This is a genomic window from Streptomyces sp. NPDC006458, from assembly GCF_040612135.1.
Lineage (GTDB): Bacteria > Actinomycetota > Actinomycetes > Streptomycetales > Streptomycetaceae > Streptomyces.
In genome coordinates, this window is record NZ_JBEXPR010000003.1 from 306172 (window position 1) to 318574 (window position 12403).

The window sequence follows — 12403 nt, forward strand, 5'->3', positions numbered from 1 at the left end:
ACTGACGTGGGTGGCACTCGCCGCGTCCACGCTGCCCGGACTGGCCGCACTGGTCGCCCTGCTGTTCACGTGGATGTCGGTCGGGCAGACCAACGAGGAGTTGCAGATCTCCGAACGGGGGCAGATCACCACCCGGTTCAACGCCGCGATCACCAACCTGGGATCCACCTCGCTGGATGTGCGCCTGGGCGGCATCTACGCCCTGCAACGCATCATGCAGGACTCAGTTCAAGATCAGCGCCCTGTCGTCTCGGTGCTGTCCGCGTTCGTACGCCAGCACGCCTCCGTCGCGATCAGCGGCTCCACACCGACGGAGGAGTACACACTCCCTACCGACGTGGCAGCCGCGGTCTCCGTGCTGGCCAACCGGCCCGGCGACCGCGAGGTCACCCCCGACGGGAAGCCGCTGTACCGAGTCGATCTGAGCAGCGTCGATCTGCGCGGCCTGGAGCGCGAGGTGGGCCTCACAGAAGCCGGCACACCCAGGCGCAGCAACTTCCGCTTCGCGAACTTCACCGGCGCCGACCTCCGGACCGCGGGCCTCGAGAATTACGACCTCTCGGGCGCGTCCCTCGACAACGCGAACCTGCGAGGCGTGCAACTGCCCAACGCGAACCTGCGGCACGCGTTTCTCGGGAACGCCGACCTGTCCTACGCGCACATGGGCGCGACCGATATGACCGGCGCGGACCTCGGCGGAGCGAACCTTCACCATGCGCGGCTGAGCAGAGCCGCGGAGACGAACGAAGCCGGCGGGGCCGACTCGAGCGCCGATCTGACCCGCGCCTATCTCCTCCGCGCGAACCTGAGCGCCGCGGACCTGCGCGGCGTGACCCTCATCGGCGCCAACCTGACTGACGCGGATCTGGCCGACGCCGACCTGCGCGGGGCCGACCTGACCCGTGCGGATCTGAGCAACGCGGATCTGACCGGGGCCAGGCTCTCGGGCGCCAGGCTGTCGGGCGCGATCCTTGAGGGCGCACGCGGAGTGTCTCTTCACGGCCGTAGCGGCTCGCCGTGATCTCCTCGCCGCGCCACGCGGACAGCGGCATCGCCTTCCGTATCAGGCGGCCGCGGCGAACCCAGTGGCGACGGCCTCGGCGTCACCCCTCCGTAGAGGCCCGGGACCGCGGGTCACCGAACGCACCGGGGCGGTCGCTCGGCACGGTGGACGCGTTATCGGGCGAACCGCGCGGAACGCGGACGGAGTGGCAGTCGACGGGGTGAACCAGTCAAACCCACGGAAGCTTCGGCGGAACAACCTGCCTACCGTTGCCAGGAGTTCACGTCCAGGCCCTTGTTGCGTCATCTTCTACGCGCGTATCTTCACGTCTGGATCCGCGTAAGACGCCCAGCGGCGTCGTCCTCTGTCGACCTTGGTCTGACGACCCCTCATGACCCGGCGCCGGTGCGGCGGCCGGGGTCTGCTCTTCCGTGAAGGAGCCCCGCAACGGTGCCCAGGCCCATCTCCACCCGTCATTCCCGCCGCACGCTGCTGCGCGCCACCCTGCCCGCCGCGGTCATGGCGTCGCTGGTGCTCGTCCCTCTCCCCGGCGCTGTCGCCGCCCCGTCCACGGGTGCGGTCATCGCCGAGGTGTACGGCGGTGGCGGCAACTCCGGCGCCACGCTGAAGAACGACTTCGTCGAGCTCGGCAACCCGTCCGGGGCGGCCTTCGGCCTGACCGGCTACAGCGTGCAGTACCTGCCGGGCAGCCCGAGTGCCGGTAGCCGGTGGGGCGTCACCCCGCTCAGCGGCTCGGTCGCCCCCGGCGGCCGCTATCTGGTCGCCGAAGCGGCCGGCGCGGGCGGCACCGTGGACCTGCCGACCGCCGACGCCACCGGCAACCTGGCGCTGTCCGCCACCACCGGCACCGTCGCGCTGGTCACCGGCACCGCCGCACTGACCTGCAAGACCGCCGCGGACTGTGCGGCCGACCCGCGCGTCGTCGACCTGGTGGGCTTCGGAACCGCCGTGGTCCACGAGGGCACCGCCTCGGCTCCGGGTGCCTCCAACACCGCCTCCGTGGCCCGCCGCACGTCCCTCGCCGACACCGACGACAACGCCGCCGACCTCCAGGCAGGCGCGCCTTCCCCGGTCAACGCGGCCGGCGAGGCCCCCGAGGGCGGCTCCGGCGGCGGCCCCACCGAGCCCGGCACGGTCCGCATCCACGACATCCAGGGCACCACCCGCCTCTCGCCGACGGCCGGCAAGACCCTCGCGGGCGTCCCCGGCGTCGTCACCGGCGTGCGCACCTACGGCTCCAAGGGCTTCTGGATCCAGGACCCGAACCCGGACGCCGACCCGGCCACCAGCGAGGGCGTCTTCGTATACACCGGCAGCGCCGACCCGGCCGTGAAGGTCGGCGACTCGGTGCTGGTCACGGCCAAGGTCAGCGAGTACTACCCGAACAGCTCCGGCGGCTCGCAGTCCCTCACCGAGCTGACCAACCCCCAGACGACCGTGGTCTCTTCGGGCAACCCGGTGCCCGCCCCCGTCCTACTGGACGGCTCCGTCATCCCGGCGGCGTACGCCCCGGACGCGGCGGGCGGCTCGATCGAAGCGCTGCCGCTGCAGCCCGGCACCTACGCGCTCGACCTGTACGAGTCACTGGAGGGCATGAAGGTCGAGGTCCGCGACGTGCCGGTGGTCCAGGCCTCCAACCAGTACCGCGAGCTGTGGGTGGACGCCCGCGAGCAGGACCCGCGCTCGTCCCGCGGCGGTGTGGTCTACCTCGGCTACGACGGGCCGAACCCCGGCCGGATCATGGTCCAGACCCTCGGTGCGGCCGCCGACTTCCCGGTCGCCGACGTCGGGGACCGGCTCAACGGCGCCAGCAGCGGCCCTCTGGACTACACCCAGTTCGGTGGCTACACGCTGGCGGCCACCCAGCTCGGTGCCGTCGAGGAAGGCGGAATCCAGCGGGAGGTCACCGAACCCGCCCTGCCGAGCGAGCTCACGATCGGCACGTACAACGTGGAGAACCTCGACCCGGGCGACCCGGACGAGAAGTTCGCCGCGCTGGCGGCCGGCGTGGTCACCAACCTGCGTTCGCCCGACATCGTGGCCCTGGAGGAGATCCAGGACAACAACGGCGCGGTCAACGACGGCACGGTCGCGGCCGACGTCACCGTCACCAAGTTCGTCGAGGCGATCACGGCGGCCGGCGGCCCCGCGTACGACTGGCGCTCCGTCGACCCGGTGAACGGCAAGGACGGCGGCGAACCCGGCGGCAACATCCGGCAGGTCTTCCTGTTCAACCCGGACCGGGTCTCCTTCACCGACATACCCGGCGGCGACTCCACCACCGCGGTGGACGTGACCGGCACCGGCAAGCAGACCTCGCTGACCGCCTCGCCGGGGCGCATCGACCCGGGCAACGAGGCGTGGAACGCCAGCCGCAAGCCGCTGGTCGGCCAGTTCCGCTTCCACAACAAGCCGGTCTTCGTGATCGCCAACCACTTCAACAGCAAGGGCGGCGACCAGGGCCTGGACAGCCGCTTCCAGGCCCCGGCCCGCAACTCCGAGACGCAGCGCGTCAAGCAGGCCGAGGTGGAGCAGGCGTTCGTCGCCAAGCTGCTCGCCGCCGACCCGGGCGCCCGGGTGGTCTCGCTCGGCGACTTCAACGACTACCAGTTCTCCCCCGCGCTGCGGACTCTCACCCAGGACGGTGTGCTGCGCGACCTGGTCGACGAACTGCCCGAGTCCGAGCGCTACTCCTACGTATTCCAGGGCAACTCCCAGGTGCTGGACCACATCCTGGTCAGCCCCGCCCTGAAGCCGCAGCACGTCCGCTACGACGTGGTGCACATCAACAGCGAGTTCGCCGACCAGGCGTCCGACCACGACCCGCAGGTGGTCCGCGTCAAGCCCTGACCGGGACAGTCGGCCACCGTCCCCCGCCCGCTTCTCCTAGCGGGCGGGGGACGGCCCTTCGGTGCGCGAGGTCACCCCCACCTGTGCCCGAAGCGGGCGGCCAGAACCGCCACATCCGGTTCCCCGAATTCCGCCCGCAGCGCGTCGAACGCCTCGACCTTCGCGCTGCCGAAGCGTCCGATGTGACGGGCGTAGGTGGACGCGGTCCAGAATCTCGGCGGGCTGGTCTTGCTGTGGAACTTGTCGGCGTACATGACCAGCCTCTCCTCCATGGAGTCCGCGAGGTAGTCGCGGGGAGGCAGGGGCAGGCCCTGCGTGAGGATGTCCGCTCGGGTCAGTCCGACGCCCGTGTGACAGGAGCAGAACCGGCAGACCCGCTCGGGGAGGTTCTCCTTGCTGAGGATCTCGTGCCCGAGTACGCCGTGCCGTACGTAGTTCTTGTGGTCGAGGTGCCCTTGGGCGTCGTAGAGGTGATAGACCCCGATGTCGTGCAGCAGACAGCCTGTTCTCACCAGGTCGACGTCCACCTGCGGTCCGGCTCCGTCGATGAGGTTCTGGGCGACGCTCCAGACGATCTCGCAGTGCGTGTACACGAGATCGAACGCTTCCTGAGTCGGCGCGTACTTCTCATGCAGCGCGCGGATGTCCTCGGTTCTCATCCCAGCTCCAAGCCTCGGCACCCGGTTCCGGCGGGCCGGTCGGCGCGCCATCCGCTCCGCAGAAGGTCAGCGTACGTCGACGTAGTCGCCCGTGGCCCTGGCCGTCGAGGTCGTGGTGGTGGCGGCGTGGTACCAGCGCCAGTAGCCGTCGGCCGTGGCCTTGACCGTGGTCTTCAGCGCGCCACCGCTGCCGCTGGTCACCGTCTTGACGTCGGTGTACGTGGAGGTGCCCGCCCTGCGGAACTGAAGCTTCACCGAACGGCCCGAGTAGCCGTCGTACTTGTGGGTCTGCCAGTTGGCGCGGGTCAGCCTGCCGTTCACGGTGAGCGTGGCGTTCTTGGCCACCGGCTCCGGGGAGGCGTTGGCCGTGAGCTTCGCCTCCCGCCGCACAGTGAAGTTGGCGGCCTGGGGCCGGTCCGTCTTCATCACGAAGCCCTGCATGGAGCTGCCGGGCAGCCGGATGACGTTGATCTTCCCTCCTCCCTCGTACGTGCGGGCGGTGGCGGGGTCGAGTTCGTGGGCGCACTGGACCTGTCCGCCGAGCAGGGCGCTGGTGCGGGCCGACTCCTCGGAGGCGACGATGAATTCGACCCGGTTGAGGTGGGGCGCGCCCTCCCAGTACGCGTCGTTGCGCTCGACGGTCAGGGACTTGCCGGGGGTGAAGGAGCCGAAGGTGAACGGGCCGGAGCCGACGGGCTGGTCGAAGGAGGTCGTGTTCCCGGGGACGATGTACGCGCCGAACGCGGCGAGCACGTTGGGGAATTCGGCGTACGGACGCTTCAGCCGGAACTCGACGGTGGTCGCGTCGAGGGCGCGGCTGGCGGCGAGGTCGATGGGCTCCAGGGACGCCTTGGCGCGGAAGGTGCCCGCGGGGTCGGCGATCCGGCGGTAGCTGTAGAGGACGTCCTCGGCGGTGACGGGGTGGCCGTCGTGGAAGGCGGCCTCGCGGAGGGTGACCTTCCAGATGTCCAGGGTCCGGTTGGGCTCCCAGCGTTCGGCGAGGCGCGGCACGGGGGCGAGGTCGGTGCCGAAGTCGGCGAGCTTGTCGTAGAGGGACTTGGCGCGGGCGGCGTCCACGAACAGGTTGGTGGCGTGCGGGTCGAGTGTCTCGTCGGCGCCGCCGCCCGCGAAGGCGGCGCGCAGGGTGCCGCCGCGCTGCGGGGTGCCCGTCTCGGCGGCGTTCTTGGTGTCGTCGGACGTGCCGGCGCAGCCGACGGTCAGGGTGAGGGCGGCCGCCGTGGTGGTGGCGAGGAGGAAGCCCCGGCGGTCGAGGCCGGAGTGCGGGCTGTTCACGATCTGGTGTCTCCGTTGCTGTGCGGGGAGTCGAGCGGGGGGTGGTTTCGGTGAACGAGCCGGGCGACGAGGTGCAGACGGTCGGAGCTCGCCGTCCCGTGCGGGAAGTCGCCCTCGCGCCACGGCGGTTCGGTGCGTGGGCCGGGGCCGTCGTGGAGGGCGAGTACCTCGAAGCCCGCGAGGGTGAGGAAGTACCGCAGTTCCTGGGGGAACAGCAGCCGCCAGGCGGAGTGCTGCTCCTGCGGTGGTGAGCCGTCGTCGGCGGTCCAGACGCGGCGGCGGCGCAGGAGTTGGGCGGCGTGGTCGATCCACAGACTGGTGCGCGAGGTGTGGGTGGTGCCGTGCCGTTCGAAGGACGCGGTGCGTGGCCCGTCGAGGAGTTCGGTGTTGCCGAGGAAGAAGGCGCCGTTGCGCATCTCCGCGATGAGCAGTCCGCCGGGGGCCAGGTGGCGGCGGCAGGCGGCGAGGCAGGCGGCCAGGTCCTCGTTGGTGTGGCAGTACAGCAGGGCGCTGTCCAGGCACAGGACCGCGTCGAAGGTCCGGCCGAGGTCGAAGTCCCGCATGTCCGCGCGGTGGTGGTCGGGGCCGGGGTGTCGGTCGCGGGCGTGGGCGAGCATCGTCTCGGCGGTGTCGATGCCGGTGACGCGTCGTCCGGCGTGGTGGTGCAGCCAGGCCGCGTCGCGGCCGGTGCCGCAGCCGATGTCCAGGACCCGTGGACCCGCGCCGTGACGGCGCAGGGTGTCCTCGGCCCAGCGGGCGGCGAGGCGGTCGGGGTCGGGGAAGCGCTCTTCGTAGAGCTCGGGGTGGTCGGTCAGGAGGTTGCCGTCGTTCATCTGCTCTCGCTCACGGGCTCACTGTTCGAGGCGGCGGATGGGCCGGCCGGGTGCGGTGCCGGGTCCCTTCCGGCCGGGGAGGCCGGGGCGGTCCGGCGCGTGTGGGGTGGGGGGGCGGTCCGGGCAGGGCCCCGCGCCGGTGCAGGAGTGCGACGGCCGCCGCGGAGGCGAGGCCCAGGGCCGTGCAGCAGGCGTACGGAAGCCATGCCGGGCCGCCCTGCGCGGCGGTGTCCATGGCCCATCCGACACCCGCGCCGACGGCCGCCGTCGCCCCTGCGGAGACGGCGTGGAACAGGCCGTAGAACGTGCCGGTGAGCTCCGTCCGCCCGAACGCGGGGATGAGTTCCATGACGAAGGGCTGGGCGGTCATCAGCCCGAGGTACAGCAGCAGCGCCCCGGCCAGGACGGGCAGGAGCCGGGCCGGGTCCGTCCCCGCCGCTCCCGCGACCAGCATCGGCGGTACGAAGCCGAGCCCGCCGACGGCCGGCCCGGCGGCGATCCAGCGGCCCCGGCCGCCCTCCCGCGCGGTGAGCCGGCGGGTGAGCCGGAGCTGGAACAGGAGGTTGGCGACGGTGCCGACGACGAAGAGCAGCCCGACGGCGCCCGTCCAGCCCGTGGCCTGCCGCGCGGCGTGCGGAAGCAGCAGATAGAGCTGGCTCTCCAAGCCGTGCATGCCGACCATGGCCAGTGCGAAGGCCACGAAACGGCGGTTGCCCGCCGCCTCCCGCCAGTCTCCGAGGACGGAGCCGGCCGGCCGTGGCCGCGCACGGGCGGGCAGCAGCGCGGCCTGCGCGAGGGTGAGCAGCGCGAACACGCCCGCCGCGGTGAGCGCCGCCGCCCTGAAACCACCGAGCAGCAGCAGGGTCCCCAGCAGCGGCCCGAGCAGCGCCCCGGCCGTGGCGAACACGTTGAACAGCGCGAACGCCTCGGCTCTGCGCCCGCCGGCCTCCTGGGCGACGTACGTCCGCACGGCCGGGTTGAACAGGGCACCGGCCAGCCCGCTCAGCACCGCTGCGGTGATCAGCACGAGCAGGGCGTCGCCGAGGGCGAACAGCGCGAAGCCGAGGGTCCGCAGCCCACAGCCCGCGATGATCACACCACGGGCCCCGAGGCGGTCCGCCGCCGAGCCCCCGATCAGGAACAGCCCCTGCTGGCTGAGACTGCGCAGGCCCAGGACCAGCCCGACCATGGCCGCCGAGAGTCCGACGTCGTCGGTGAGGTGGGTGGCGAGGTACGGGATGAGCAGGTAGAAGCCGGTGTTGACGCCGAACTGGTTGACAAGCAGGAGACGCAGGGCCGGCGGGAAGCCGCGCACCGCCGCGAGGGTTCTCACCGTGCGGCCCCGGAGGGTATGCCCGCGCGGGGCAGCACTCCCAGGCCGCCGCGTGGGGCGGCGCGTACGGTGCCGTCGGTACCGCCGATTCCGGCCCACGGGTCGTCGGCGAGGAGCAGATGCCCGTCGAGGTCGACCCAGTGGGCCCGGTCGACCAGGTGGACGGCGGGTGCGATGCCGAGCGAACTCGCCGTGAGGCAGCCGAGCATGAGGTCGGTGCCGCTGCCGCGCAGCGCGGCGTGGATGCGCAGCGCGTGCCGTACGCCGCCGCACTTGGCGAGTTTGACGTTGACCCCTTGGACACGTCCGGCGAGGGCTGCGGCGTCCTCGTAGGAGACGGCGTCCTCGTCGGCGATCACCGGCACGGGGGAGGCGGCGGCGACCCGCGCCAGGGCCTCGGGCCGGCCGGCCGCGATGGGCTGTTCCACGGCGGTGACGCCGAGGGCGGCGAACCGCGGCAGCAGGGCATGGGCCTGCTCCTCGGTCCAGGCCCCGTTGGGGTCGAGCAGCAGCTGGGCGTCGGGCGCGCCCTCGCGGACGGCCGCGACGCGGGCCACGTCCTCGGCGGAATCGGGGGATCCCGCCTTGACCTTCAGGACGGTGAAGCCGGCCTCGACGAGCCGGCCGGCCTGAACGGCGGCGGACACGGGAGGGACGATGCCGATGGTGCGCGCCGTGGGCGCGGACGGCGGCACGGGGCTGCCGAGCAGCTGGTGGGCGGGCTCACCGGCCCGCTTTCCGGTCAGGTCCAGTACGGCGGCCTCGACCGCGGCGAGGACCCCCGGGGGCAGGTCGGCGCCGAGCGGACCCGCGGGGGCGAGTTCGGCCCAGGCGGTCTCCGGGTCCGCAAGCCGCTCGACCACGGGGCGTACGTCGTTCAGCCTGCGCAGGATCTCCTCGGTGGGCAGCCCGAGGTACCGACTGCTGACGGCCTCCCCCCAGCCGCGCAGCCCGCCGTGTTCGAGAGCGACCCAGACCGCGTCCCTGCGGGTCATCACGGAGCGGGAGATCCGCAGCGGCTCCGCCAGTTCCAGCGAGGCGGTGTGCCAGGTGAGTCTCATACGGAACCTCCGGGAGCCGGGACATGGACGGCGAGGGACGCGCGCTCGGACGCGCCACCGGAAGCGGTGACGGGGTCGAGGACTGTGCGGCGGCAGCGGGTCCAGCCGAGGGCCTCGGCCGCGCGCGGGTGCGGGATCTCCAGCGGGCGGGTGGCGGGGACGGTGGCGGTGAGCCGTGCGCACGGCAGAAGTCGTCGTCGTAGACGGTGCCGAGGTAGCGGTGCGGGCCGTCGGGGAAGACCGTGGCGACGACGGCTCCGGGCTCGGCCCTGGCGGCCCACGCGGCCACCAGGGCGACGGCGCCGGTGCTCCAGCCGCCGCTGACGAAGCTGCCGCGGGCGAGCCGGCGGCAGGCGTCGACGGCCTCGGCGGGGCCCACCCAGTGCACCTCGTCGAAGACGCCGTGGCGCACGTTGCCCGGGTGGATGCTGCTGCCCAGTCCGCGCATCAGGCGCGGCCGCGCGGGCTGGCCGAAGATGGCGGAGCCGACCGAGTCGACTCCGACCACCTTCAGCCGGGGCCAGCGGCGGCGCAGCGGGCCGACCAGTCCCGCGCTGTGCCCGCCGGTGCCGACGCTGCACACCAGGACGTCCGCGTGGTCGAGCTGGCCGATCAGTTCCGCTGCCATCGACCGGTAACCGGCCGGGTTGTCGGGGTTGTTGTACTGGTCGGGCCAGTAGGCGTTCTCGGTGCGGGCCAGCACCTCGCGCAGCCGGGTGATGCGGGCGGCCTGCCAGCCGCCTCGGCGCGCCGGACGGTCGACCAGCTCCAGCAGGGCGCCGTGGGCGCGCAGCAACTGCCGCATGGAGGGTTCGAGTTCGCTGTCGCCGACGAGGACGACGGGGTGGCCGAGGGTCTGTCCGGCGAAGGCCAGCCCGATGCCCATGGTGCCCGAGGTGGACTCCACGACCGTGGCCCCGGGGCGCAGTTCACCGCGCCGCCGGGCCGCGGTGAGCATGGACATCGCGGCGCGGGCCTTCATCCCGCCGGCCCCGAGGCATTCGAGTTTGGCCCAGAACCCGGGGTGGGGGTGGGGCAGATCGGTGCGGATGCGAGCGACCGGAGTGCGCCCCAGCAGGGGCAGCAGATCGGGGTTGGCGCCGGCGTGGGCGCTGAGCTCGGGCGGAGCGAGAGTCATGCGCGGTCTCCGTAGCGGTGGATGGTCCCCGGGCCGCCGTCGAGCCAGAAGAACGGGTACGGCTCGGCGGACACGGCACTCACCCCGGCTCCGAGGAATCGGGGCAGAACGGCGCTGCCGGTCTGGGCGAACATCACGAGCGGCTTGCCGGTCGCGGCGGCGTGGTCGAGCAGGCTCTGGAAGGTGCCGTTGCCGAGGGTCATGCCGGAGGCGAGGATCGCGCCGCAGCGCTCCAGGTGTGCGGCCGCGTCGGTCAGCACGGGCTCGCCCCACTCGGTGGTGCCGCCCTTGAGGTCGCACGGCAGGTAGTCGAGACCGCGTGAACGCAGCTGCTCCAGTAGGGAGTTGACGACCCCGACGACCAGGACGGGACGGCGCTCGCCGAACCGGCCGGCGTCCGCGTCGGGGCCGGGGGCGGCGTCGGCATCGGGGGCGGGGGCCGCGTCGGCGGGCAGCAGATCGACGACTGCGCGGGCCCGGGCCCGCGAACGGCTCAGCGAACTTCCGGCCGCCAGAGGATACGGGTGGGCGCCGTGGTCCGGCGTGTGCGGGCGTACGTGGGCCAGGTGGGCATCGAGGGCCGCGATCCGCACCGGCAGGAGCGGATGGCCGAGGAGGTCGGCGACTGTGGCGCCCACGCAGTCGTCGAGGGCGCCGTCGGGCAGCTCCCCGGGCTCCACGGCGCAGGACCCCACGGCCGCGCCGAGCCGCAGGCTGAGCACCTCGTTGCGATAGCCGCGGGCGCGGCTCTCGTGACGGACGGCCTGAGCGGTGGTGAAGGCGAGCGAGATCCGCTCGTGGGCCGGGTCGGATCCGTAGACCCCGGCGCGGACCAGGTCGAACAACCGGTCGACGGTCCGGACGACAGGGTCGCCGTGGGCCGGTTCGCGCGTGCGCGGGCCGTAGATCTGAGACGGGTGCGAGGCGGACAGGTTCACGCGGGCACCGCCGAGGAGGGCTCGTAGCCGGGGCGCAGTTCCGCGAGCAGCCGCTCGGCGTTCGCCCGCGCGCCGCCGCCCTCGGTGTCGACGGTCATGACGTGGCCGAGGTACTCGTTGTTGCTGGTGGCGGCGCGCACGGCGCGGCCGGGTTCGGCAAGGCTGAGCTCCAGTACCTCGGGCCGGCCCCGGACGGCCTCCGCCCCCTCGACGCCCGTGAGGGTGCCGACGGCGCCGGGCAGGAGGAAGGCGATGGCGGCGCTGCGCACGCCGGTCGATCGCGGCGCCAGGTCGGGCACACGGCCGAGGGCCACGTCCACGCAGGCGGTGGCCAGGTCGACGCCGGTGACGTGGCGGACCAGTTCCGTGATGCGATTGCCGGCCGGGCGGGGGTTGACCTCGACCACCCGGGGCCCGTCGGACGTCAGTTTGACCTCGGTGTGGCAGACCACCTGGTCCAGGCCCAGCGCCTCGACCGCCCGCAGCGCGGTCTCGGTGGCCTGCGCCGCCGGGACCTCCTCGACGCCGGCCGGGAACATGTGGCCGGTCTCGATGAAGGCCGGTGCCCCGCCGATGCTCTTGTCGGTGACGCCGACGACGTGGGTGGTGCCGCCGTACGAGACCGTCTCGACGCTGACTTCGGGCCCGTCGAGCAGTTCCTCGAGCAGGACCACGGGCACGCGGTCCTGGCCACGGGCGTTGACCGGGAACTCGGCCAGGGCCTGGCAGGCGAGTTCCAGTTCGCGCTCGTCGCGCACCGCGCGGACCAGCATGCCGGCGCACAGGTCCACCGGCTTCACGACGAGCGGGTAGCCGATCTCCCGAGCGGCGGCGGCCGCCTCCCCGGCTCCCTCGCGGATCGCGAATCGAGGCCCGGCCACACCGGCTTCGGCGAGCACGCGGCGCGTCAGGTCCTTGCGGCACGCCGCTTCGACGGCCTCCGGAGCGGGTCCGGGCAAGCCGAGCCGTCGGGCCGTGTGCGCGACGGCCGGCAGGTAGTAGTCGCACGAGGAGACCACCCCGTCGAATCCGAGGACGGTGTGCAGGCCCTCCATCCGCGCGAGGAGAGCGCCCGTGTCGTTGGTGTCCGCCGTGATGACGTTGCGGGCCGTGAGCAGCGGGTGAGTCCCGTCGCCCGCGGGAGTCGAACGCAGGTAGTGGTGCAGGTCGCGGGTGACGAAGGTGAACTCGTGCCCCTCTTCGCGGATCGCTCTGGGCAGCAGCCTGCTCATCGACCCCACCCAGCTTTCGATCACCAGCAGATGTCCCACCTG

At 72.7% G+C, this 12403-nt stretch carries 9 protein-coding genes and 1 pseudogene; 2 read left to right on the forward strand and 8 right to left on the reverse strand.

Annotation, left to right across the window (positions count from 1 at the left end):
- Positions 1-73: 73 nt before the first annotated feature.
- On the forward strand, positions 74-1021 hold the full coding sequence (locus ABZZ79_RS06660) for a pentapeptide repeat-containing protein (protein ID WP_356687143.1): 948 nt from the start codon (positions 74-76) through the stop codon (positions 1019-1021).
- 501 nt (positions 1022-1522) lie between these two features.
- Positions 1523-3874: an endonuclease/exonuclease/phosphatase family protein gene (locus tag ABZZ79_RS06665; protein ID WP_356687249.1), complete on the forward strand. Its 2352-nt coding sequence runs from the start codon at positions 1523-1525 to the stop codon at positions 3872-3874.
- 71 nt (positions 3875-3945) lie between these two features.
- On the opposite strand, the gene ABZZ79_RS06670 is transcribed toward ABZZ79_RS06665, so the two are convergent.
- From ABZZ79_RS06670 to ABZZ79_RS06705, 8 genes and pseudogenes are all read right to left on the reverse strand, one after another.
- Positions 3946-4533 carry an HD domain-containing protein gene (locus ABZZ79_RS06670; RefSeq protein WP_356687145.1) on the reverse strand — a complete coding sequence of 196 codons (588 nt, stop codon included), beginning with the start codon at positions 4531-4533 and terminating at the stop codon, positions 3946-3948.
- A 66-nt stretch (positions 4534-4599) separates the two neighbouring features.
- A complete protein-coding gene (locus ABZZ79_RS06675; RefSeq protein ID WP_356687147.1) occupies positions 4600-5826 on the reverse strand; it encodes an ABC transporter substrate-binding protein in 1227 nt (408 codons plus the stop codon).
- On the reverse strand, positions 5823-6659 hold the full coding sequence (locus ABZZ79_RS06680) for a class I SAM-dependent methyltransferase (protein WP_356687149.1): 837 nt from the start codon (positions 6657-6659) through the stop codon (positions 5823-5825). The genes ABZZ79_RS06675 and ABZZ79_RS06680 overlap by 4 nt, the downstream gene beginning before the upstream one ends.
- Positions 6660-6669: 10 nt before the next feature.
- Positions 6670-7992 carry an MFS transporter gene (locus ABZZ79_RS06685; RefSeq protein ID WP_356687151.1) on the reverse strand — a complete coding sequence of 441 codons (1323 nt, stop codon included), beginning with the start codon at positions 7990-7992 and terminating at the stop codon, positions 6670-6672.
- Positions 7989-9053, reverse strand: a complete 1065-nt coding sequence (locus ABZZ79_RS06690; protein WP_356687153.1) for a dipeptide epimerase — start codon at positions 9051-9053, stop codon at positions 7989-7991. Before ABZZ79_RS06690 ends, ABZZ79_RS06685 begins: the two co-directional genes overlap by 4 nt.
- Positions 9050-10191, reverse strand: a pseudogene (locus tag ABZZ79_RS06695) (cysteine synthase family protein). The gene ABZZ79_RS06690 and the pseudogene ABZZ79_RS06695 overlap by 4 nt, the downstream one beginning before the upstream one ends.
- The gene (locus ABZZ79_RS06700; RefSeq protein WP_356687251.1) at positions 10188-11036 is read right to left on the reverse strand and encodes a DUF364 domain-containing protein; all 849 of its coding nucleotides are present in this window, start codon (positions 11034-11036) and stop codon (positions 10188-10190) included. The pseudogene ABZZ79_RS06695 and the gene ABZZ79_RS06700 overlap by 4 nt, the downstream one beginning before the upstream one ends.
- An 89-nt stretch (positions 11037-11125) precedes the next feature.
- On the reverse strand, positions 11126-12400 hold the full coding sequence (locus tag ABZZ79_RS06705; RefSeq protein ID WP_356687155.1) for an ATP-grasp domain-containing protein: 1275 nt from the start codon (positions 12398-12400) through the stop codon (positions 11126-11128).
- Positions 12401-12403 lie beyond the last annotated feature (3 nt).